Origin of the sequence: Psychrobacter nivimaris (assembly GCF_904846365.1) — a bacterium.
Lineage (GTDB): Bacteria > Pseudomonadota > Gammaproteobacteria > Pseudomonadales > Moraxellaceae > Psychrobacter > Psychrobacter nivimaris_B.
In genome coordinates, this window is sequence record NZ_CAJHAL010000016.1 from 36,830 (window position 1) to 61,839 (window position 25,010).

Genomic DNA, 25,010 nt, shown 5'->3' on the forward strand with positions numbered 1-25,010 from the left:
AGCGGAAATAAAAATAAGTGTAGGTGTTAGGGGGCTGCCCTAGATAAGTCTACATACAATGAAATGAATAATGTATATAGATGTTTTAACTAATAAATCTAAGAGGTACAAATACTCGGTTATTAGCGCAATGCTTGTTTTGCTTCATTGACCACGCGTGAGTTACCCTGAGCTTGTCCTGATTGCAATATAACTTGCCATAGTGCTCGTCTACGATTACTGTCTTGAGAGACGCTAAGACCACGCCGTGCCATCGCTTCTGCCTTACGGGGTTGGTTCTTTTTTAATGCTACTTGTGCCAAATAGAAGTATACCGCCGATGACTTGGGCGCTAGACGCTGCACACGGGTAAAGCTGCTTTCTGCATTGGTTAGATTGCCCGCTTTCAACTGACTGATACCTACTTGCATCAAATTGCGAAATGCAGGTAGATTACTATTATTGCTGGCAGATTGTTGAGTACGTTGCTGCGAGTTTCTTCTAGCGTGCTCCAGTAATTCATTATGCGACGGTACTGATGGTTCAGAGATGATATAGTCGTTACGAGAAGGTGCAATGATAACAGGATCAGGCTGCATCACTTCTGGAGCAGGAGGCGTAAATACAGGGGTTTCTTGCGTTAACGGATTTGGTGTTTCGGACTGTTCAACCGCATCGTAAGGCTCGGTTGGATAGTTGCTTTGATCATTTGCTTCCGTGATATGCGCTGGAGCAGTTGTCGTTGATGGCACGGTCGGTTGTGACGTTGGTAATGTTTGAACAGGCGTGGTTTGCACTGTAGTCGACGTGCTAGGTGCCGTCTGACAAGCACTTAGGCTTAGCATGCCAACGATCGCGCTGCCTGCAAGTAATGTATTGTTTGACGTGATTTTATTGCGCCATAGCACTATGGTTTGTTTTACTGAAGTAGTTGTCCGTAAAGATGACACCATCATGTTAAAACCTTTTTTAAATATTAAAAGCTAAATATCAAAAACACTATTAGAGCCATTCAACAGCTAGAACCACTCAATAGCTAGAACCATTCAACAGCACGGTCATACCAAGTATCAGCACGGTCTTCATCACCTTCACTTTGCTCGCTGCTACCTGCTGCATCATCAGATTCAACATTTGGAATCTCTAAACCTTCGCGGCGACGTTGTTGATTGATATCACCTTGCTGGTTCTGAAACTGTGTCTGTTCACGAGCGCGATCTTGCTGATACAGGCTCAGCGCACAACTGCTGGCTTCTTCTGGTAGGTGAGCTGACATTACTGGTAAGTAGCGAGCGTTAGCGCAGCGTTCATTAGACAGTTTGCCTGAATTGTTCTCTAGCCATAACCACTCGATACCTTCTGGCTCTGGTAGGGCAACTGGAGTCAGTTTTAGGCGTTTCATATAATCTACCCAAACTGGTAAGGCGCCAGTGCCACCACTTAAACCAATCGGTTTATTATCATCACGACCAACCCAAACGACACTCACATAGTTACCACTATAGCCTGCAAACCAAGCATCACGGTAGTCGTTTGTTGTACCTGTTTTTCCGGCTAGGTTTAAATTACTGCCGAGTGATTGGGCGCGTCTGGCTGTACCATTTGAGACGACTTGCTGTAATGCATAGTTGGTCAAAAAGTTGGTTTCAGGTGGAATACTGCGCTGAGTGTTAAGCCCAGTACGCTGTAAGATACGGCCGCGATCATCAATGACCGTACGAATACTATGAATAGGCGTACGGAAGCCACCAGTGGCAAAGACTTGATAAATGCCAAGCATATCCATCGGACTCAAATTAACTGAGCCTAACAATGCTGATGGGTAAGGTGGTATTTTTTCTTTGATACCCATGCGCTGTAATTGCTTAGCAAAGGTATTAACGCCGAACTCCATACCTAAGCGTACTGCTGCTTGGTTATAGGATTGAGATAGTGCCGTGGTAAATGGTACATAGCCATGATCACGGTTGTCGTAGTTTTTAGGGTTCCAGTCAGTACCGTCGTTTAGATTGACCGTAATAGGGGAGTCATCTACTGAACTGGCCAAGTTGTAACGACCGCTCTCAAGCGCAGTCATATAAATGATAGGCTTCAGCAACGAGCCGACTTGGCGTTTGGCATCTACCGCGCGGTTAAACCCTGTAAATTCACTGCCACTACCCACGACAGACACTAGCTCGCCAGTCTCAGGGTTGGCACTCACTAATGCACCTTGTAAATCTTTAGTTTTGCTACTGTTACGGCGCAGCTCACCAAGTTTTCTATCAACAGCTTTGTCTGCGGCTAATTGAGCGATAGGGTCTAAGGTACTGATAATAATCAGACCTTCGTTCTTGAGGTCGTCAGAATAATAAACGGTATTTAGCTCACGTTTGACAATATCTAAGAAGTCAGGGAACTGACTTTTGCCTTCAGCAGGCTTATCCACGATACCAAGCGGTTGCTTTAAGGCTTTGTCGTAGTCTTCTTGGCTCAGTGTGCCCATGGTCAGCATGTTATTAAGTACCACATCGCGGCGTGCTTTTGAGTCATTTGGATTGCGACGTGGGTTATAAATACTTGGACCTTTTGCCATACCAACCAGCATTGCTTGCTGATCTAAGCGCAGCTCATTAAGAGGTTTGTCAAAATAAAACTGTGAAGCCAAACCAAAACCATTGATAGAGCGATTGCCATTTTGACCCAGATAAATCTCATTCAAATAGGTCTGTAAAATCTCATCTTTGCTGTAATGCAGCTCAAGTAACACGGCCATCAATGCTTCATTGGCTTTGCGTTTGATAGTGCGATCTGAATTGAGATAGAAGTTTTTGATCAGCTGCTGGGTGATGGTCGAGCCACCTTGTCTGGCACCACCAGTAAAGTTATTGATTACGGCACGGGCGATACCACGTACTGATACCCCTTTGTGCTCATAAAACGCGCGATCTTCGGTAGCGATAAGGGCATCAATCAACGGCTGAGGCACTTCGTCCAAAGACACAACCATCCGATCTTCATTACTGTCTGGATAGATACCACCGATATTGACAGGCTCTAGACGAATGATGCCGCTCTTAGCCGGCAGAGTACTCTGGATAGATTCTACTTTATTGCCAGAAATCGTCATTTTGATGACTTGCTCGGCATCTTTATCATTAGCGCTATACGTAAAGCCGCGAGTGTGAATAAAGTAAGTATTGCCAGTCCGATGATAAGTACCTGTGCGGTCATAAGCCTTGTTGCTTTGATAGTTAAGCAACTCTAGCCATGTCTTCATTGTATCTCTATCGACATTGGCGCCTTGATACAGCTCAAGCGGCTGCGAATACACTTTGGCTGGAATGTCCCAGCGCTTACCCTCAAACTTATGAGTAATGGTGCGATCAAGTTTGATCAAATATAGCGCCAACAGCACCATGCCTGCGATGATGGTAATTAATAGCAGACTACTAAAGACCAAGCCGCGCTGCTGCGAGGGTAGCGTGTGCATAGCAGACTTAGATGACGCTGATAACTTGGTATTTGGTAACTTGTAATTAGGTTTTTGCACGGATGTCGCACCATTTTTGGATAAAAAACTGCCTCATAATGACGCAAATTGACAAATTTTTCAATCTATCATCGTCAACGCGGGCATTTATTGGTCGTAGGCCATGAGCGATGGTACTGCTCATAGCAATGGCTTATAGTATAATCCCTATTAAAATACCGATACTTGTAAGAAAGCGTCAGTCACTTTCAATCTGGTAGATAAACGCCATATAAGATAACAATTTACGATTGCCCTCACGATGTATTTTGTATGAATTCGCTGTTGCTAATGGTTTGCTATTAGCCGTTTGTTATTAATACTATGCTACTAGCGGTAGTGATATTTAAGTGATTAAAAACGGCTCTATTGCATGACGTACAGTACAGTCAATACGAGCAAGTTTGCTTTAAATGAATGCATTTTAAGCAAGCCTGTCAAAGGAAGTAAGCGCGACTATGTCTAGTATCCCATCATCAGTATCATCTGCTACCAATCATTCTTATGAAGACACTTCTATCATCGAAGGATTAGTGCTTCCGCTGGCTGATCACTGTTTTCACTGTGGTGACCCTGTACCTCAGCCACCGTTTTATGCTGAGATATTAGGTCAGTCACGAGAGATGTGTTGTATGGGCTGTCAGTTAGCTGCCCAAAGCATAGTAGAGGCTGGTCTTGAGCAATATTATCTTGACCGTTCAGAGATTAACCGTACGGCAAGTTTGCCAACTCAGCTGACGCGTCTCGAGGTCTACGATCATGACGAGATAAAATCGCAATTCGTTTACGCGCAAGATGGCATGTCAGTAGCAGAGCTGTCTGTTAATAACTTACGCTGTGCTGCCTGTACTTGGCTGATTGAGTCGCGCCTCGATGAGCTAGAGGGTATTGGTAAATGTCAGGTAAATTTGACCAACCAACGTATGCGGGTCATTTGGGATGAAAACAAATTACCCATCAGTCGTATTTTAGCGGTCATCAACGAAATCGGCTACGAAGCCAAGCCTTATCGCCAAGATACACACGAAGCCATGCTGGCACGTCATAACAATCAAATGCTATTGCGTCTCGGCATCGCTGCACTAGGTTCGATGCAAGCGATGATGTATGCCGTTGCGCTTTATTTTGGTGAGTATAGCGACATGTTGATATTCCAACGTGACTTTTTGCGTTGGGTGTCTTTATTTGTGAGTACGCCTGTATTTTTCTATGCTGGCATTCCTTTCTTCACCTCTGCATGGTCAGCAATTCGTGCGCGCCAAGTCAATATGGATGTGCCCGTCAGTCTTGCATTGATTATCACTTTCTTTGCCAGTCTCTACGCTACCATCACTGGGCAAGGGGAGACGTATTATGACTCGGTCAGCATGTTTATCTTCTTTCTGTTAGCAGGGCGTTATATCGAGCATAACGCACGTCTAAAAGCCGCGACTATGGCTAATGATTTGGTGGTGGTCGAGCCGGTATTGGTGCAAAAAGTCGCTGAAGACAAAGCAGCTGCCGAGCGTATTTTACAACTGCTGAAAGAAAATGAGTCTCAGCAAGATGAGCTTATTGAAAATGAAACTACTAAAGGTGAGTCGGCTACAGTAGAGCCGATGCCTGACTTTATGCAGCGTATGGACGCCAATGTTTATCAGCTCACATCGCGTATCGCTCAAGAATGGCAGCAGTCACGTAACCAACCGAATACGCAATCACAGCCCGAAGGCGATATAGAGTCAAAGCAAATGGTCACCGCTCATAGTTTACAAGTGGGCGACATCATTTTGGTTGAAGCGGGTTCTGAGATTATCAGTGATGGTATCTTGCTAAGCTCTACTGCAACAGTGTCACAAAGTCTACTGACGGGCGAGGGTGATTTAATCATCAAATCTCAAGGCGATTATATTGTTGGTGGTGCACAAAACGATAGCCAGCCGTTTGAGATGCTAGTCACCGCCTTACCAAAAGACAGTCAGATAGGCTTAATTGATCGATTGATGAATCGTGCCATGAGCGAAAAACCCAAATTGGCGCAGCAAGCAGATAAGCTGGCACGTTGGTTTGTCGCGCGTATTTTGGTTTTATCCGTCTTAGTATTTGTCGGCTGGTATATTGTTGACCCAAGCCAAGCCATTTGGGCAACCGTGGCAGTCTTAGTCGCTACTTGTCCATGTGCATTGTCATTGGCGACGCCGATTGCCTTGACCGTCTCAACCAATCGTCTGGCAAGCTATGGTTTTTTGACGACGCGTGGCCATACCTTACAAACGCTAGCTGAAATCACGCACGTTGCTTTTGATAAGACAGGCACGCTGACTTATGGTAAGCCAAATTTATTAAATATCGAATTAATCACACCAAAAAGCCAGACCGAAATTGACGATTTATCATTAATAGTGCAAAAAGATACGCTATTGGCCATTGCAGCTGCGCTAGAAGTGGGAAGTCGTCATCCAATTGCCCACGCATTACTGACGGCGGCCTATCAGTTACACCTGCCATCGACACAAGCCGTACAGCATTATCCAGCAGGCGGTGTAGAAGCAATGATTGAAGGCACTGTATATCGAATCGGTCATAAGGACTTTGCGCTAGATAAAACAGATAATAGCGTCAATGATATAGATGCTAGTAATGATTTAACCATCGATCTAGTAGCGCAACGAGCCAGCTCAGCAGTGCTGTTATCTTGTCAGAACACTGATGAAAACGGATGGCAGGCGCTGGCATGCTTTTATTTCAATGACAAGGTACGTGATAGTGCGCAGTCGATGCTCAATACGCTCAAAGAGCTAGGTATCGAGTCTGTTATGTTGACAGGTGATCCAAGCCCGCAAGCGCTAGTCATGGCTGAGAACTTGGGAATGCAAGCAGCATACAATGGACTATCACCAACTGATAAGGTCAATCATATCCAGCAGTTGCAAGCTAATGGTGCTGTGGTATTGATGGTAGGTGATGGTATCAACGATGCACCAGTGCTAGCCGCATCAGATGTGTCGACCTCGATTGCAGGTGCGGCAGACTTAGCACAAGTATCCAGTGATAGTATTATCTTAAATGGACAAATCGAGGCCATCACTGCGGCTAAACGTATCTCTGATAAGACGGAACGTATTATCAAGCAAAACTTCCGTTGGGCACTCGCTTACAACAGTATCGTCCTGATACCAGCGGCTTTAGGCTATGTACCACCATGGCTTGCTGCAATTGGTATGTCGCTCAGCTCATTGTTTGTCGTATTAAATGCATTGCGTCTAAAACGTGCTTAGTCTCTTTAAAAGTATTTAATGTAAACAGGTCTGTAAATTTTGCCCATAAAAAAACCGCCTTGCATCAAATGAAAGGCGGTTTTTTCTATACAGAGATACTGTTAGGTCGCTCTTAAAATTAGTCTTGTAGATAGCTTAGCAGACGCATAAATTCGATATACATCCAGACTAGGGTTGCAAGAATACCAATACTGAACAACCACTCGTAATCTTCAGACACACCCATCGCAACACCGCGATCAATATTATCGAAATCTAATAGTAGAGTGAAAGAAGCGATAACGATGACAAATAAGCTAAAGCCAATAGCGATAGCGCCACCTTCAAATAGGAACGGCAATGATGAGCCAAACGCTAGAGAAAGTACCCACTGTGCTACATAAACAAGCATGATAGCAATCACGGCTGAGGTCACGATAGAACGGAACTTTTCAGTAACCTTAACTAAACCTGAACGATATAGACCAAGCATAACCGCAGCTGTGACGAAAGTTGCACACATTGCCGTGACTGGTACTGTTGGATACATTCTCATGAAAAATAATGAGATGCCGCCCAAAAAGATACCTTCTAACAAGGCGTAAGGCACTGCCAAAGTCTTGGCTTTTTGCGGCTTAAAGGTAATAAAAAGCGCCAGAACAAACGCAGCAATCATGCTACCAAAGGCTGCCATCGTAATAAAACCTTGCGATAAACCTGCCATAAGCGCATAAAAGAAAAAGCCCACACCAGTAATGGCTGATAAACCAAGTAACAAGCTGGTCTTTTGAATTACACCCTTGACCGTCATTGGATTACCGCCGATCGCAAGTTCTGCGCGACTGACAATAGGATTGGCCATACATAAGTCCTTAATAATAAAATATAAAAATAGTGATGTTAGTTACTTTAGCAAAACCGCCATTATTGTCAACTGTGTTTGCGTGACAACTGCTGCGGTGCAACCTCAGGCTGCTCATTTGCTAGTGCATCGAGCTACTGTATCGCTCAATACGCTAATTGAAAAACTGAACAGACAGATTCGGCTAAGTAAAACATTCGATAGCTTTTATATGGGGTCAGTTACGACAGTTAACAACGATAATTCATAAACATGCTAGTCTAAGCGCGCATTTATCGCTATCATTACCTTGTACTTCACCGTTATACCGAGTCGTTTTATGGAAAACTCAGCGCAGTCAGCAAGATTGCCACACTTACATGAATCAGAGCTATTCCACGCTATTAAAAACCCTGCCTTTAGGCGTATTGGTCTAATGGGCCGTGCTGGTAAACGTAGTGTCACTCAAAGCTTGGTGCAGATTGCCCAAACCGTCAATGATATGAATTTGACCTTGATAATGGATGTACAAACGGCCAATTTGCCAACGCTTGACCTCACAGACATAGAAAGAGTCAAAATCGTCAAACGTGGTTTGATTGGTGAGATTTGTGATTTGGTTATTGTGGTTGGCGGTGATGGTTCGATACTACATGCTGCTGAAGCGTTAGCACGCTACCGTGTACCTGTACTAGGGGTAAACCGTGGTCGTCTAGGATTTTTAGCAGATGTAAAACCTGATGAAGCTGCGTTTAAGTTACGCCAAGTATTGATGGGAGACTATCAACTGGACCATCGGTTCTTATTGACGATGGAGATACGAGAAGGGCGCAAAATTATCCATGAAGACATGGCGCTGAACGACATCGTACTGCATGCTGGTAAATCCGTACATATGATTGATTTTCAGATGAAAATTGATGGACATGACGTTTATAGACAGCATAGTGATGGCTTGATAGCAGCAACACCGACTGGTTCTACCGCTTACGCCTTATCAGGTGGCGGTCCAATTATTCATCCGAGTATGGACGCTATTTGTCTGGTGCCGATGCATCCCCATACATTATCTAGCAGACCGATTGTGGTCAGCGGTAATAGTGAGGTTTGTATTCGTATCCACGAAGACAATCGTACTCAGCCGATGGTAAGTGCGGACGGTAAGCCAAGCGTGCCACTTGAGCAAGAGCAGCGCCTCCATATTCGTAAGCATCCTGATAAGCTTACCTTGTTGCACCCACCTGGGTTTGACTTTTATGAGGCCTGCCGTACAAAGCTGCACTGGAACGTACATGCCGAAGAATTCAGTCTTGATGTCGATGATGATATTATAGACGATGAATAAGCGTATCTATTAGACCAAAATATGATACAAAAAATGGTAGTGGAGAGTAGGTAAGATGGATAAACAAACAATACTAGCAAGTCTAACGCCCGAAGTGGTTGATAAATTTCGTATGGCGATTGAGCTAGGTAAATGGCCTGACGGTCGTAAGATTACCGCTGAGCAGCGCGAGACTTGTATGCAAGCAGTGATGGTATGGGAGCATGAGCACCTGCCGCCAGCCGAGCGTACAGGTTATATTCATAAACCCGTAAAAGATGATGGCTCTGTCGTCGGTGCTGAATGTGACGTCGAGCACGAGCATCATTATCCTAATATGCCGAACCCGAAAGGCGCGGTACAGCCTGTTAAGTTCCGTGATAAATAGATCTACAAATAAGTAAGTCTATAATGGTTGTTATAAAAACAACTACCATAAAAAAGCCACGCTATATAGCGTGGCTTTTTTTACTTTACCAATAATTAAATTATCAGAAATAGCTTAATCATCATAGATGATTAAATAGCAGTCGTATCGACACTAGGACGAACCGTTAGCGGGTTCTTTTGCATCAAAAACCCTTGCCAGCCCCAATGTAAAAAATTACGGATATTGGCATGATCGGTACCATTAGGCGTTGCTTGAACCTTGGCATAATGTTCGCCAAATAGTTTAAGCGTGTCCAATTGGTTCAGGCCATGGTGCTTAGCAAAACCAAAAATCTTTGCGCTACCTTCGTTTTCACCGGCTGCATTATGTACCATCCCATTTACAAAAGGGGCAGGTGCATAGCGATAAAAATCATCGATAAAGCTGATGACATCATTGAATCCAATGGCTTTTTTGTTCAAACCATTAAGTAATGCCGATACATCTGATTGGCGGATACTCATAAATAAATGACCTCAGAGCAGATTAAAAAAACAATATAATATTTATGTGTGCTCAATGATGGTAATAGCCGTTGAGCGTTCAGCATTATAATTTAGCTAGCTTAGCGATTAAAGTAGTCTTCGTCATCAAACGAAGGCGAAAAGTTGCCTTGCTCAAGATGCTGCATTTGCGACTGTACAGAACGCTCATGCTGAATACGTTGATAAATCTCTTCGCGGTGTACTGCAATATCTTTAGGTGCGTTTACACCGATACGTACTTGATTGCCTTTGACGCCTAGAACCGTCACACTTACTTCGTCGCCAATCATTAGCGTTTCGCCCACGCGGCGTGTCAAAATTAACATGCGTCACACTCCTTATGTCGCATCAACAAATTATTACTCATCAGATTACTTCTCAATTGCAGAACATTACCGCAGCACCAAACACGCAATATAACCATTATCACGATGCCAGATATCGTGCCAATAGCGGTAATGATAGGTAGATTCATTTAGCCCAAATGAAAGCCCCATTATAGGCGGCATAACAGATACTGTCACGGTTTTTCACAAAACTATTAGGTAAATGCTCATTTCAACTATGCTAAAAAATAAAAATAGGACCTAAAAAGATCCTATTTTATTTAAGTACTGTATTTATTTAGATATTATTAATTCAAACGCTATTAATTTAAATGCTGTTTGTCTACATACTATATAAAGGCATTAATAGCGATTAATAGATAACCATCAATGCTAATGCTATATTTTAACAGTTTTTGTGTCTTATAGCCCAGCGATTTTGCTTTCACCGTCTTCACGATCTAGGCCAAATGCTGTGTGCAATGACTTAACGGCTTTTTCTAAGTGTTGATCTTGAATCAGAACCGACACTTTGATTTCGCTGGTTGAAATCATTTGGATGTTGATGTTGTTTTCAGCCAGTGTTTGGAACATAAGACTAGCAACACCTGCGTGTGAGCGCATGCCAACACCAACCAATGATACTTTGACGACTTCACTGTTGCCCAATATTTCTTTGGCACCAATTTCATCTTTCACTTCTTCGTTAAGCACTTTTAGCGTCTTATCTAAATCAGTGCGGTTAACTGTGAAAGTGAAGTCAGTGGTACCGTTATCCGAAAGGTTTTGTACAATCATATCGATTTCGATATTGGCACGACCAATTGGGCTTAAGATAGCAGAGGCGATGCCAGGATGGTCAGGCACGCCGCGTACTAAGATTTTTGCTTCGTCTCTGTTGAACGCGATACCTGAGATGATTGCCTGTTCCATATTGTCTCCTTCGTCTATCGTAATTAGGGTACCCACGTTGTCTTGAAATTCTTGGTCAAAGCTACCGTCTGTGTTTTCATCAAAGCTAGAAAGTACACGCAGCGGCACGCCATATTTACCAGCGAATTCTACTGAGCGAATCTGTAGAATCTTAGAGCCAAGACTGGCCATTTCAAGCATTTCTTCAAACGTAATTTTTTCAAGCTTTTTGGCTTTTGAGGTCACACGAGGGTCAGTGGTATAGACACCATCGACATCGGTATAAATTTGACACTCGTCAGCGCCTAAGGCCGCAGCAATCGCCACACCTGTGGTATCAGAACCGCCGCGTCCTAATGTGGTCGCGTTGCCTTCTTCGTCGATACCTTGGAAACCTGCCACAATAACGATATTGCCAGCATCTAATTGCTCACGTATGTTTTTGTCATCGATGCTTTCGATACGGGCTTTGTTATGGGCGTTGTCGGTCTTAATCGCTACTTGGCGACCAGTCATTGAACGGGCACCAATACCAAGCTCTTTAATCGCCATAGCGAGTAGTGAGATAGAAACCTGCTCACCTGTTGAGACCATCTGATCGTATTCGCGAGGATCAGGTTGCGTGCTAATTTGGCGAGCTAGATCAATCAAACGGTTAGTTTCGCCGCTCATGGCTGAGACCACGACGACCACTTGATGACCATTGTCATGCCAGCGTTTGACTCGTTTGGCGACGTTTTTGATGCGGTCGATACTGCCCATCGAGGTGCCGCCGTATTTCTGTACTATTAACGCCATAAAAATCTACCTATTTATTCAATAATGACTTTTTATTGTCATTGATGAGAGTCAATGTGATGCTCGTCAATGCTTGTATAGATAAAGCCAGATGATAAGAGTTATGCCTTTAGGTCTTTCATTCTTCTAATGGTATCTATCAACCTTATAGAATGAACAATATGCCCAAACGTTGACCTTTATACCATATCTACCGCATAACTTTAAGCCTCAGGAGCGCTTAGATGTATGGCGATTGGTTATAGTAGTTATAACCAATCACGTATTCTATGTGTAATAGAGTAAAGCTATGCGATAAATATAAAGTACATTGTGACGCGCTATACCAATATATTCACGAGTTTAGTATTCGCTAGCTTAGCTTAGCTGGGTTTCAATCCAAGCAGGTAGAGCGCTGATAACCGCTGTACTGTTGCCAGACTTCGGTGCGCCGCCTTGTGCGTAGTCAGGCTTACCGCCACCTTTACCACCAAGCTCACCTGCCAAATGACGAATAATATCACCAGCTTTCACTTTGGCAGTGACAGGTTTTGCGACGCTCGCTGCGAGTGCTAACTGGTCATCTTTATCACCAATCAATACAATCACACTATCAGGCAGTTTTGATTTGATGTCGTCCATCAGTGTACGGATAGATTTACCATCGATACCACTTAAGGTGCTGATAAGAACTGGCGTACCTGCGATCGTTTGTACATCATCAAGCAAATTGGCTGCTTGAGCACTGGCGATTTTTTGTTGCAAACGCTCTAGTTGTTTTTCTAGGTCACGTTGCTTATCAGCCATAGTACGGACACGCTGCGCTACTTCAGGACGTTTTACTTTCAGCTGACTTGCCAATTCGCTCAGTTGTTGCTCGCTTTGCTGAATGTTTTTGACCGCATTCATGCCAGTGACAGCTTCAACTCGGCGGATACCAGCCGCAATACCAGACTCACTGGTGATTTTTAGCACACCGATATCGCCCGTACGCTGTACATGTAAGCCACCACATAGCTCGATAGAGAAAGGCTTGCGCTGACCATCAACGATACGATCTGTACCCATGGTTAGGACTCGAACGTCACTGCCGTACTTTTCGCCAAACAGTGCCATAGCGCCTTGGTTCATCGCCTCATTAATCGACATATGCTCGATACGGGCAGGGGTGTTGGCTTGAATTTGCTCATTAACGAGACGTTCAACACGCATGATTTCAGCAGCGCTGACAGGTTTGTCATAAGCAAAGTCAAAACGTAGTACTTCGCTTGAAACTAGTGAGCCTTTTTGCGTGACCGCATCGCCTAGCACTTCTCTTAGCGCTGCGTGCAATAGGTGAGTGGCCGAGTGGTTTTTGGCGCTGGCTGCACGAATGCTAGACAGTACTTGCGCTTCAGCGGTTTGCTTAGTGCTGATATCACCCATGGTCACGACACCATAATGGATAATCGCCTGACCAGATTTTTTGGTATCTTGCACTTCAAAGACGCCAGATGCCGTACGGATTTCACCAAGCTCACCAACTTGACCACCACCTTCAGCATAAAATGGGGTGCGATCTAATACCACAACGCCTTCCATGCCTTCTGTTAAGCTGTCTGCTGGGTTGCCGTCTTGATAAAGCGCGTCAATAGTCACGCCGTCTTCTTCAAGCTGCTCATAGCCGATAAATGTCGTTGGCGTTTCTACTTGGATGACACTGCTGTAATCGACGTCAAACTTGCCAGCATCACGCGCACGCTCACGTTGTGCTTGCATATGCTCATCAAATTCGGCTTCATCAATAGCAATACCGCGTTCACGAGTGATATCGGCGGTCAAATCAAGTGGGAAACCATAGGTATCATAAAGCTTAAATGCTGCTTCACCAGATAGCGTATCGCCATCTTGTAAGCCTTCAAGTTCGCTGGCAAGTAAACGTAAGCCTTGTGCCAGTGTTTTAGCAAACTGTGCTTCTTCTTTTTGAATAGCACTTTCGATGACGCTTTGTTTGTCTTGTAGCTCAGGATAGGCACTGCCCATTTCAGCGACGAGTGGCGCAACCATTTTATAGAAAAACTCACTATCAGCGCCAAGCTTGTTGCCATGACGTACCGCACGACGAATGACACGGCGCAATACATAGCCGCGACCTTCATTACTTGGCGTGACACCATCAGCAATCAAAAACGCCACGGCACGAATATGGTCGGCGATGACTTTCAATGATGATTGTTGCTCGTTATTGATCTCTAGGATTTCAGCCGCTGCATCCATCAAATGGACAAATAAGTCGATCTCGTAGTTGCCATGGACGCCTTGCATAATGGCACTAATACGCTCAAGCCCCATGCCTGTATCGACGCTAGGTGCTGGCAGTGGCAATAGCGTGCCGTCTTTTTGACGATTGAACTGCATGAATACGCAGTTCCAAATCTCAATATAGCGATCGCCGTCTTCTTCTGGGGTACCTGGCAAGCCGCCTTCGATATCGGCGCCATGATCATAAAAGACTTCGGTGCAAGGACCACAAGGACCCGTGTCACCCATCGTCCAAAAGTTATCAGAAGCGTAAGGAGCACCTTTGTTATCACCAATACGAATGATGCGCTCACTTGGAATACCGATATTTTTATTCCAAATCTCAAAGGCTTCGTCATCAGTCTCATAGATAGTCACATAGAGACGATCTTTATCAATCGATAACCATTTATCTGAGGTCAAAAACTCCCAGATATACTCGATGCCTGCTTGCTTGAAATAATCACCAAATGAGAAGTTGCCAAGCATTTCAAAGAAAGTATGATGACGGGCGGTATAGCCGACATTATCCAAATCATTATGTTTGCCGCCAGCACGTACACACTTTTGCGAGGTTACCGCACGTGTATAGTCACGTGGTTCCATACCCAAAAAGGTTTCTTTAAACTGATTCATACCGGCATTGGTAAATAGCAATGTCGGATCATTGTGTGGAATCAAGCTAGACGATGAAACTTGGGTGTGCTGCTTGCTTATGAAAAAATCGATAAAGGCTTGGCGAATATCGGCTGAGCGAAATGGCTGGCTCACAGCGGCTCCTTACTGACGGATAGAATTGAGTAAATGACATAAAATAATTTTGCAAGCGATTTTAGCACAAACGCCCAAGCTCTTGGTACAAGAGTTATAACTACTAGGTTATTATACGTGTGCTAGTCATTGCCTAATTTGTAGAGTATGCAGGCTAGTTGGTCAAAATTGCCGCATCCGTTTCATCCAATTTGTCTTGTGTGGTTGGATTAGACTCGATTACTTGCACAGGCAAATAGCGTAGTTGAAGCTTGATTGGCAAGTACTCTGGGAAATTCTCTGCCATATCATTAGTGATGAGTGTCTCAATCTGGCGTACGTCGTATGAGCTCGGCAAAGTCTCTCCACGTACGATTGCCCGCACCACTTGGTTCTCTTCTGAGGTATCAAACTGCGTATTGGTTAATACATTGCCTTGATCGATAAAGTAGTTGTTGATGGCTTCTTTTACACTACTCTCAAATACTTGCTGCTTAGCATTGGTTTGTAAATTGATAGTCAAGTAGGCACCTAAGCCCCCGAGTAGTAATAAAGTCACCGCGTTACGCTGCAAAAAAGTCAAAAAAGTATTGGATTTATAATCGTCATCGACCAAACGACGGAAGCCTAATACCCATAATACAAGCGCATTGGTAAACTGGATAGCAAGAATGTTTGTCGCTGCCAATAACAGCGCACCAAGCCCAAGCTGCATCTCGCCATTAGCGAGTAAGATACCACTAGCAGCCAGTGGTGGTACTAAGGCTGTGGCAACCGCAACGCCAACAACAGCAACCGAGAGATGCGGAGATACCATCGCGTACGCGCCAGCAGTACCACCTGCTAAGGCAATCATCAGATCCATGGAAGTAGGCTGGGTACGTGATAGGATTTCTGCCGTTAGCGGTTGATCTTTATGTAGCCAACCAACGATAAAGCCGACTAATACCACCAGTGAGACACCGATAATGACGGTAAAGAGCGACTTACGTAGCAATGGCATACGGTGATCGATAATCGCTAGCGCTATACCCGTGATAGGGCCTAGCATCATCGCAACCAACATAGCTCCGATGACCACGGCTGCTGAATTGGTCACTAGCCCATAACTGGCAATAATGGCAGATAAGATGTTCATGATGAAGTACATCTTGCTAGGCAGTGCGTTCGCCTCAATCCTAACCCGTACTTCTGGGTAATCTACCTTTTGATTGCTGAATTGCTCGGCGACAAACTGCTTATAAGATTCAAGCTTGGCTTCTTTTTCCTCTTGAACCTCATCCTCGTCACTTTCATCTTGAGACTTTTGAGCGTCGCTATCTTCTACATCAGTGTCTTTACTTTGGCTTTTATCTTCTGAGTCATTATTTTGACGGTCATCATCGCGACTAGATGCATTTTTTGTTTTTTGTTGATTGGCTGTTTTGTTATCTGATGACTGTGCTGCGATATTTGTGTCATCAGCAGGGTCGTCTTCTACTTCTACCGTTACTTCAGCATCACTATCATCTCGAGCACTTTTTTCTGTTGTTTCTGCCGTATCCGACTGGAAGAAATCGGACTTTTCTTTCGCTTCTATAGTTTCTGACTCTGCAATCTCAGACGCTTCAGTATTTGACTGTGACTCAGGTTCTGTCGATTCCAATGTTGCTACGACCACATCGTCACTGATGGTTTCCATGGTTATCTCAGCGTCAGGTGGCTGCGCACATTCAGTGTCTACTTCGGAGTCTGTTTCGCCATCTGTATCAGTCGATTGTTTGTGTTGATTGTCTTCGCTTTCATCATTGTCTACAGCGGCATCATCAACTACTGGATCGATTGTCGCGTCTTGATTGTGAGAGGCGTCAGTAGTGGCTGATGAATCATTTTGATCCACTGAGTTAGACGCAGTATTTTTTTCAGATGAGGACATAGCAGATAGCGTTCTTAGTAGATAAAGAAAGTCATTATTGTAATGATAAATAGATAAAGATATAGGAGATTCTTGAAAATATAAAAAAGAGTTGAGAGAAGGTGGGAGTAAGAACTGGTATTTCTTATGATTAAGTCTAAAACCTTAATAATAGCATGGTTTTTATTCTAAAGTCATTCAATATAGATGCTACAAGGGTTCACGATAAATACTTACTTTTTTTGTGGAATTAAGGTTAAATATATTATATCCACAATAAAGATAAGGAATAATTTATGAACTGGCCGTTATTTTCTGTCATCTACTCAATGGCAGCTACTGTGACTATCGGACTTTTTATGATTGGTGCTCTCATTACAGGGTTCGATGAGATATTTCATATTCAAATAGCAGTGGGATTGGGCGTTCTAGCTTCGATACCTGCAGGATTATTCTTTACCAAAAAAATTGGCAGTATTACTGGCAATGAGGAAGGCTATAAGACATAAAGGCGAACAGTAAGACACAAAGACAAGCAGTGTTATCGATGTGAAAGTGTTATCGATGTGAAGTGGAACCGCCCATCAACAAACAAAAAAAGACCTCAATATTGAGGTCTTTTTTGTCATCATTAAAAATATTTGCTAACTAGCATCGAAGCTAGATTTAATACAGTTCTATTTATTGAAGTTCGACAACCGCGCCATTTTCGATGTTGGCATAAACTTCTAACACATCCCAGTTGGTCAAACGAACACAACCTGCTGAGCCTTGACGACTGATACCTTCAGGTACTGGTGAGCCATGTAAACCGTAAGAAGGCTTAGATAATCCCATCCAAACGACACCGACTGGGTTGTTTGGTCCTGGTGCTATCATATGAACTTTCTTTTGAGCGCCTTCACCGACGGTTGATTTATACCAAGGCATTTTTACTTTATTGATAATTTTGAACGTGCCTTTTGGAGATGGTGTGGCATCGCTACCAACGGTCGTCGGATAAGTAGCAACCAACTTATCACCATTGTAGGCATACAATGTTTTGTCGGCTTTGTTGGCGACTACGCGATTGATACGTTGATTCAGCTTGTCACGAGTATTTAGCACTGTGATAGTCTCGCCAACAGCATACTTTTTGTTTTTGTTGAGTTTGTCTAAGTAACGTACATCCATATGGAAACGTTCACCTAACATCTCTTTGATATCTTGATAATAAAGACCTTTCATTTTTGACTTCGCTTCTGAACCAGAAGGTGTGGTCGCAAAATTGGTATTGATATCGTCTGCGGTCAACGTATAAGTGACAAGGACAGGTTTGTTTGCAGGGATGTTTTTAACCAAGGCGTCCCAAGTTTTTTGATCCATTTTACCAGTCGCTGGCAAGCCTTTCATCGTTTGGAAGTTAACAAGGGCTTTTTTGCTGTTCATGCCCCAACCGCCATCGATAGGACCAGGAGAAGCATGGTTCCAATCGAGCAGCGCCTGCATTTTGATGGTCATCGCTGAGTTGACTTTCATATTAGGTGACCAAACAGCACCGTTCACTTGCTTGGCATAGTTCGACAAGTTCAGCGTTGTATGCTTCTTACCATCTTTGTCTTCGATGTTTTTGATGGTCGGATCATCGCTAAAGTCTTGACGCTTCTCACTCTCTGGCAACTCAAAAGCGAGTGGATCAGACGAGTCGATAGATGATAGGTCGCTAGGCGCAGCGACGGCTTGACCTTCACTAATGTCATCGTTACGGTCAGCTTGCTCATCTTTACGCGTCAGTTCTGCTGCACTCATATTGTCAGCAGCTGGGGCTGGCACATTTTGATTGGCTTCTTGCTTATTATTGATAAGCTGGTTCATGCTGTCGACTGGTTTCGCTTTCTCTGTATTTAACTGTACAGTAGCAGCGCCATCTGAGCGACTACGGTTTTCTTGCACATTAAGGCTAACCTTTTTGGCAAGACCTGGCATAGCGTCAGCCGTGCGTACTGGCAATGTGCGAGTACTATCGGCAGGTGCAGCAAGTGCGGCTACACTAGCACTTACAGCTGCGATAGATATGGCAGTAATAATTGGCTTTATTTTCATCATATTGAGTCACTTGTGGTTGCTACTAATGCGGCTATTATGCGCATAATTTGATTGCATCGCAAACTTTTGACACATCTTTTTGCATTTAAGACTTGCCAAACGTCAACTGCTGACGTATTCGCTACAGTTGGGTAATAATTTAACCAAGGTGTGTATGGCGTCGTGCTCGATTCTTACGCAAACTGTCCATTATTCGCACTATTTTTTGTGCAAGTAAAAATGACAGTTATTGGCGCTACTAGAGGTTTACGTCTATAATGTATGACTGAATTTTATTTAATATAACGATTTTTAGCAAAAAGCAATTTAACCCGCTAGCAGTTAATCCACAAGGTGCGATATGTCAGAAGACCAAACAATGAGTGCAGAAGAGTTTCAAAACCAATACTTCAATGATGAGTCTGAAGGCTTAGACGGTGAGATGGAGTATGATTTAGAGACTGGACTTCTTGGTGAGCACGATGAATTTGCTAACTTACATGCAGAGCTAAACGAAGCACGTGAGCAGCTTGTCAGTATTCGCGACTTTATTCGTTTTTCAGTCACGCAGCTGCGTAACTACGACGTCGTTGTTGCACAAGGTACGACCGATGAGTTTGCAGAAGCGTCAGCCATTGTCTTGCACTCTTTGTCTCTCGATTGGTCTGCTAATGAGCAGATTTTAGACTGTCGTCTGACCACGTCTGAAAAACAGTTGGTACTAGGACTATTAGAAGAGCGTATCGCTGAACGTAAGCCACTCAGTTATTTAATTAACTTGTCATACTTCTGCGACCTGCCTTTTTATGTCGATGAGCGTGTTCTTATCCCGCGTTCACCGATTGCAGAGTTGATTCGTCAGCAGTTCCATCCGTACTTTGAAGTTACTGAATTGGCCAAACCACTGGGTGTCAGTCCGAACGAAAAGTCAGCGGTATTTTATGACCATGGCTTGGATGTGAAGCAATTGTCGCAGCCTGAGCGTATCTTGGACTTGTGTACTGGCTCTGGTTGTATCGCAATCGCGCTTGCTACCCGTTTCGTTGATGCGTTGGTCGATGCTGTTGATATCGATAAAGGCGCATTAGAAGTGGCAATGGTCAATGTCGATCATCATGATCTTGGCCATCAAGTAAACGTAATCGAGTCTGATTTGTTTGCCAAGATACCTGCTGAAAACCAGTATGAGCTTATCGTCACCAATCCACCGTACGTCGATGCGGCTATCATGGCAGATTTACCGCCTGAGTTTTTGTATGAGCCTGAGCATGCACTAGCAGCTGGCCAAGACGGCTTAGATTTGGTACATCGTATCTTATTTGAAGCGCCAGATTACCTTAGCCCAGATGGTTTGCTGATCTGTGAAGTAGGTGACAGCGAATGGGCACTAAAACAAGCCTATCCTGAAATCCAGTTTGATTGGTTGAAGTTTGCACATGGCGGTCATGGTGTCTTTGCGATTACCTATGATGAGCTAGTCTCAAACCGTCAATTGTTTGCCTCTTATGTTCAGCTATTAGATAGCCTTCAATAGACAGATATTGGGTCGGATAGACATCGGCTGCACGAGCCGAAACTATAAATAACAATACAATTACTCATTATAAGCAGTATAAGCAATAACCATGAGTGATTGGTCACATAGTCATCAGTAGCGTTTACTTGTTTAAGGACAGTTATGGCAGGCAATAGTATTGGGCAGGTTTTTACGGTCACCACTTGCGGTGAGTCACATGGCGCAGGCCTGATGGCCATCGTTGATGGCGTACCACCAGGTTTAGCATTATCTGCAGACGACCTACAAGTAGATTTGGATCGTCGCAAACCGGGTACGTCTAAGTATTCAACCCAGCGCCGTGAGTCTGATGAAGTTGAGATTATCTCTGGCGTATTTGAAGGTAAAACTACAGGTACGTCTATCGGTCTATTGATTCGTAATACCAATCAAAAATCTAAAGACTATAGCGATATCAAAGATACTTTCCGTCCTGGACACGCTGACTATACTTATAGTATGAAATATGGCTTCCGTGACTATCGTGGTGGCGGTCGTTCGTCAGCGCGTGAGACGGCTATGCGAGTGGCTGCTGGTGCTATCGCCAAGAAGTATTTGCAAGAACGTCTGGGTGTTCAAATCCGCGGTCATGTGACTCAAATCGGTAACGAGCATAGTAATGTACTAGACCCAAACCAGATCGATTGGGAATTTGTAAACAGCAATCCGTTCTTTTGTGCAGACAAAGAAGCGATTGGCCGTTTTGAAACCTTGATTGATAACTTGCGCCGTGAAGGTACTAGCTGTGGCGCGCGCCTTGATATCATTGCGAGCGGTGTGCCAGTAGGCTTAGGCGAGCCAGTATTTGATCGTTTAGATGCTGATATCGCTCATGCGATGATGAGTATCAATGCGGTCAAAGGTGTCGAGATTGGCGATGGGATGGCGGTGGCAGGTCAATTCGGACATAGCGCTCGTGATGAGCTGACCCCAGATGGGTTTGCAGCCAACCATGCTGGTGGTGTCTTGGGCGGTATCTCATCAGGTCAAGATATCCGTGTAAGTATTGCGCTAAAACCAACGTCTAGTATTACCACTGCTGGCAAGAGCATCAACACTCAAGGTGAAGCAGTTGATATGCTGACTAAGGGTCGTCATGATCCTTGCGTTGGTGTGCGTGCTACGCCTATTGCCGAAGCAATGCTAGCGATTGTAGTGCTTGATCATTATCTGCGTCACCGTGGTCAAAACGCGGATGTGAAGCCGCCAGTACAATCGATTACTTAGTATTTTTGTCGTAGAGTAATCAGCCTTTTGTTGTTTCCAGTAGTTTAATACTAGAAATGATAAAGGGCTTTTTTATGGATTGTTATAGTGACTGCCAGCACCACATTTGAATGTTCAACAGACCCTAATGTGAATTATATTTAAATACAATCAATGCATTGAGTGAGTAAAGTATTAGGCTGCCAATTGATACTCATCGATAGCCACACACTGTTGATGTCGAAACACCAATAACAACCGCTGACTAGGAATCGCGAGCCAATGACCAAACTCAATACTATCGACGCCTTCGCTTGATAAATTTTGTGTACAGTGATGACGGCTAAAGCCGATTAGGCTCTTGATAATAGGGTTATCCGTTAATTGATGTGACATAGATTTTCTACTCCTAATTTACTTTACGAATTTGACGGTTCAACAGATCTTAGTGCTATCGTAAAACAATGAAGTAGAAATCTTGTGTAGTCATGATGGAAAGTTGATGAATCCATATATAGTCATTCCACTATAAAAGTATTACAGCGTTAACCTCGCTTGAAGTATCACATATACATCTGCACTCGGTTGCCTTGTACTACCCTTAAATTGAATCGACTATAAATTATTACTCTCAAGCTAAGGGCAGGGTGATACTAACCATCACACCAGAAAGCTGCTTTTTACCAGTATCAGTGTTATCAGGGCTAATTTTATTATCGTTGGCATGAACATTATTAATGGCTACCTGACCACCATGATGTTCAATTACTTGCTTTACTAGTGTTAGACCAAGGCCAGTACCTTTTTTAAGCGTATTACTATTATAATCAGTCTGCCTCGGCTCAGTCGTTGGATCTGCCGACTCTTTATATAGGTCATTGCTGTCTGTGTGATTCGTTGCTTGAGCTGAGGGTTGGCTTTGATGAGATAAGCTAAAGTAACGCTCAAATGCTTTTGCAACAGCATATTCGGGTAGTAGTTTACCATCATTGAATATATCGATAGTGACGGTTCGAGCAGTGCTATGCAAAGTGATATCAACGGTACGATTTGCAAAGTGTATCGCATTATCAAGCACATTTTGCAATACCTGTATTAACCAAAATTGGTCAGCATACACACTAGTCGCTGCCAATACTTCTACTGGCAAGTTTGCAGTATTGGTCACATTCTTATTATCAATATGTATATCGATAGGGTATAGATTCTGCTGTTGCTGCTTGGCTGTATTATCTCTGATCAAACTTTGCAAAAGCGGTAATAGGGAAGCCAATTGTCGGTTGAGCTTAAAGGTAGGCTGTTCTACTTTCGCAAGTAGCAGTAGTCGGTCGATGAGCTGCTGCATTTTTACGCTTTGCTCACCAACAGTCTCAATAAGCATCTGCCGATCTTCATTATCCAGTTTATTGCCATCTAGTCCATCGTCCTCTAACAGCTCGCTACTGGCGCGTATGGCAGTCAAAGGGCTTTTTAGCTCGTGGGTCAAAGTATGGACATAATCAGTGACATAAGCACGATTTTCGAGTCGATGCTTCATGGTCTCGATAGTATCTGTCAGGCTGTTTAATTCATGACCCAGATAGAAATAGGGCTTTTTAGTGTCTTCTGCCAATGCACTGGTATATTGAGTCACCAAGGTAATGCTCTGCTTGAGCCACCATGCTACTAGACCTGCCAGTATAAGGGCAGCGATGCTGATAAGTAGTGCGGTGATAAGCATGCGGTTACGTGTGTCATCTAAATAAGGCAATACGCTAGCGACAGGCTTACCGACACTGACCACACCGATGATATCTCCAGACGGATTTTTGATGGGCTGAGCCACATACATGACCGAACCATCGCGCCGCTGATAATCTTGCAGTGTACTTCTCGCGCCGTATTGTCCTTTTAACGTGAGATAGACATCATTCCAGCGTCCATAGTTTTGCCCTTCATTATTATCAGGTCTGGGCAGGGAGTCGTAAATGACTATGCCGCTACTGTCTGTCACATATACGCGAAAGCTACTGTAGCTTTTGGTTCGATCGACAGGACTGAGTGTTTCGTCCATCGCTGGCATGCCGACAAATGCAGCATCAAGTTGCGCTTGATATTTCTCATCATAGAGCTGTCCTGTAGATAACGGCACCTGTAGACTGGCCGCGAGTAATTTACTGGTGTCTAAGAGCGTGTCTTCGATGACTTGTTGCGCAGTTGGCTTGACGTAGCCAAACAATTGAGTAAACACCACCACGCCGCATATGACGAGCACCAACGCAACGGCTAGCCAAATTCTAAAAAATATACTTAAATTGAGCAGTCGTTTGCGTTTAGGGGCTTGCTGAGCAGTACCAATGGGGTGCAATTTAGCATACCAATTGCTTTGGTCGTTATGAATATCGTTTTCAGCAGGATTGGTTTTATTATTCATAAACTAGCAGCCACTGTTAAGCGGGACATAATGCATAACCCAGTCCGCGATGCGTATGGATGACATCGACATTAGCATCTACCATAGCAAGCTGTTTGCGAATTGATTTGATATGACTGTCTATAGTGCGTGCCAAGCGGTGGTCAGGATAGTCACTTACTGCGCTAAGCAATTGCTCACGGCTAAAGACTTGATGCGGTGCTTGTAATAATGTGAGCAAAATTTTGCGCTCAGTATTACTAAGTTCCAGCTTCTGTTCTTGCCACGTTAATGAATAATTGAGCGGTTGATAATGCCAAACGCCAGATTGATTTTCAAACGTTAATGCTTGTCCTGAAAGATTATGCGAGGAAGTATTATCAGTACTTTCATTTGAGTTTATGGTATGAGAGCCTGACTGCTGAATTAGCTGTTCACGTCGCCAAATGGCTTTTAAACGCGCGACCAATTCACGTGGACTAAAGGGTTTGGCGCAATAATCATCACCGCCCATCTCCAATCCTAGAATACGATCGACCTCATCGCTACGCGCTGTCAAAAACACGATAGGCAAATCTTTTAAGGCGTCGATATCAGGCGTATGACGTATTTGCTGACATAGGCTCAAGCCATCACCATCTGGTAGACCGACATCCATAATGATCGCCGATAGATCTTGTGCTTTATGACTATGCAACATGGGTAACACACTACTGGCATTATCCAACCAAGTTATTTGCCAGCCTTCGCGCTTGCAGGTAACCTTAAGCGACATCGCGATCGCAGGATCATCTTCTACCAGTAAAATATGGGTCATAGTCTCTACATCGTCTTATAGGCTTAGTAAATTATCGTAGCACAAAACAGCAGACTGCTCTTGTTGCCACGGGTTAAATGGTGTGAAAAGTTAATGGAAAAGTAGGGTGCTCAGTAGATAGTATGCGATGTAATTATTTTAATGCATTTAAAAAAAGGCCAGCTCAATAAATAAGCTGGCCTTGGTAACGAAGATTAAGCATGGTTGTTTATTAATAGACTAAGCGAAAAC

At 43.8% G+C, this 25,010-nt stretch carries 17 protein-coding genes and 1 pseudogene; 6 read left to right on the forward strand and 12 right to left on the reverse strand.

Going from position 1 to position 25,010, the window contains the following annotated elements; all coding sequences use genetic code 11:
* Positions 1–122: 122 nt before the first annotated feature.
* Positions 123–935: a tetratricopeptide repeat protein gene (locus JMX63_RS08040; protein WP_227673291.1), complete on the reverse strand. Its 813-nt coding sequence runs from the start codon at positions 933–935 to the stop codon at positions 123–125.
* An 80-nt stretch (positions 936–1,015) separates the two neighbouring features.
* Positions 1,016–3,511 (reverse strand): penicillin-binding protein 1B, encoded by a 2,496-nt coding sequence (gene mrcB, locus JMX63_RS08045; protein ID WP_404692434.1) that lies wholly within the window; start codon positions 3,509–3,511, stop codon positions 1,016–1,018.
* Between the two features lie 437 nt (positions 3,512–3,948).
* Here mrcB and JMX63_RS08050 point away from each other — a divergent pair, with 437 nt between their 5' ends.
* Entirely contained in the window at positions 3,949–6,747 is a 2,799-nt protein-coding gene (locus JMX63_RS08050) for a heavy metal translocating P-type ATPase (RefSeq protein ID WP_201571944.1), read from the forward strand.
* Positions 6,748–6,865: 118 nt separating this feature from the next.
* On the opposite strand, the gene JMX63_RS08055 is transcribed toward JMX63_RS08050, so the two are convergent.
* Positions 6,866–7,588 (reverse strand): Bax inhibitor-1/YccA family protein, encoded by a 723-nt coding sequence (locus JMX63_RS08055; RefSeq protein ID WP_057759239.1) that lies wholly within the window; start codon positions 7,586–7,588, stop codon positions 6,866–6,868.
* A gap of 319 nt (positions 7,589–7,907) precedes the next feature.
* Here JMX63_RS08055 and JMX63_RS08060 point away from each other — a divergent pair, with 319 nt between their 5' ends.
* Positions 7,908–8,912, forward strand: a complete 1,005-nt coding sequence (locus tag JMX63_RS08060) for an NAD(+) kinase (RefSeq protein ID WP_179798759.1) — start codon at positions 7,908–7,910, stop codon at positions 8,910–8,912.
* A 55-nt stretch (positions 8,913–8,967) separates the two neighbouring features.
* On the forward strand, positions 8,968–9,279 hold the full coding sequence (locus JMX63_RS08065) for a YeaC family protein (protein ID WP_057759241.1): 312 nt from the start codon (positions 8,968–8,970) through the stop codon (positions 9,277–9,279).
* A 131-nt stretch (positions 9,280–9,410) separates the two neighbouring features.
* On the opposite strand, the gene JMX63_RS08070 is transcribed toward JMX63_RS08065, so the two are convergent.
* From JMX63_RS08070 to JMX63_RS08090, 5 genes and pseudogenes are all read right to left on the reverse strand, one after another.
* Entirely contained in the window at positions 9,411–9,785 is a 375-nt protein-coding gene (locus JMX63_RS08070; RefSeq protein WP_057759243.1) for a HopJ type III effector protein, read from the reverse strand.
* 179 nt (positions 9,786–9,964) lie between these two features.
* Positions 9,965–10,132, reverse strand: a pseudogene (gene csrA, locus JMX63_RS08075) (carbon storage regulator CsrA); the annotation flags it as partial.
* Between the two features lie 423 nt (positions 10,133–10,555).
* Entirely contained in the window at positions 10,556–11,842 is a 1,287-nt protein-coding gene (locus tag JMX63_RS08080) for an aspartate kinase (protein WP_057759246.1), read from the reverse strand.
* A gap of 357 nt (positions 11,843–12,199) precedes the next feature.
* The gene (gene alaS / locus JMX63_RS08085) at positions 12,200–14,872 is read right to left on the reverse strand and encodes an alanine--tRNA ligase (protein ID WP_201571945.1); all 2,673 of its coding nucleotides are present in this window, start codon (positions 14,870–14,872) and stop codon (positions 12,200–12,202) included.
* A gap of 154 nt (positions 14,873–15,026) precedes the next feature.
* Positions 15,027–16,766 carry a TIGR00341 family protein gene (locus tag JMX63_RS08090; protein ID WP_201571947.1) on the reverse strand — a complete coding sequence of 580 codons (1,740 nt, stop codon included), beginning with the start codon at positions 16,764–16,766 and terminating at the stop codon, positions 15,027–15,029.
* Positions 16,767–17,041: 275 nt separating this feature from the next.
* Between JMX63_RS08090 and JMX63_RS08095 the strand changes: the two genes are divergently transcribed.
* On the forward strand, positions 17,042–17,254 hold the full coding sequence (locus JMX63_RS08095; RefSeq protein WP_102094255.1) for a hypothetical protein: 213 nt from the start codon (positions 17,042–17,044) through the stop codon (positions 17,252–17,254).
* A gap of 172 nt (positions 17,255–17,426) precedes the next feature.
* Here JMX63_RS08095 and JMX63_RS08100 read toward each other — a convergent pair whose 3' ends face one another.
* Positions 17,427–18,830: a L,D-transpeptidase family protein gene (locus JMX63_RS08100; RefSeq protein ID WP_193834241.1), complete on the reverse strand. Its 1,404-nt coding sequence runs from the start codon at positions 18,828–18,830 to the stop codon at positions 17,427–17,429.
* A gap of 340 nt (positions 18,831–19,170) precedes the next feature.
* On the opposite strand from JMX63_RS08100, the gene prmB reads away from it, so the two are divergent.
* Both prmB and aroC read left to right on the forward strand, forming a co-directional pair.
* Positions 19,171–20,343 carry a 50S ribosomal protein L3 N(5)-glutamine methyltransferase gene (prmB, locus tag JMX63_RS08105; RefSeq protein WP_101206117.1) on the forward strand — a complete coding sequence of 391 codons (1,173 nt, stop codon included), beginning with the start codon at positions 19,171–19,173 and terminating at the stop codon, positions 20,341–20,343.
* Positions 20,344–20,487: 144 nt separating this feature from the next.
* On the forward strand, positions 20,488–21,591 hold the full coding sequence (gene aroC / locus JMX63_RS08110; RefSeq protein WP_114700845.1) for a chorismate synthase: 1,104 nt from the start codon (positions 20,488–20,490) through the stop codon (positions 21,589–21,591).
* Between the two features lie 174 nt (positions 21,592–21,765).
* On the opposite strand, the gene JMX63_RS08115 is transcribed toward aroC, so the two are convergent.
* The 3 genes from JMX63_RS08115 to JMX63_RS08125 form a co-directional block, all read right to left on the reverse strand.
* Entirely contained in the window at positions 21,766–21,966 is a 201-nt protein-coding gene (locus JMX63_RS08115) for a hypothetical protein (RefSeq protein WP_201571949.1), read from the reverse strand.
* Positions 21,967–22,201: 235 nt separating this feature from the next.
* The gene (gene creC, locus JMX63_RS08120; RefSeq protein ID WP_201571951.1) at positions 22,202–23,983 is read right to left on the reverse strand and encodes a two-component system sensor histidine kinase CreC; all 1,782 of its coding nucleotides are present in this window, start codon (positions 23,981–23,983) and stop codon (positions 22,202–22,204) included.
* 16 nt (positions 23,984–23,999) lie between these two features.
* A complete protein-coding gene (locus JMX63_RS08125) occupies positions 24,000–24,779 on the reverse strand; it encodes a response regulator (protein WP_201571953.1) in 780 nt (259 codons plus the stop codon).
* Between the last annotated feature and the right edge of the window lie 231 nt (positions 24,780–25,010).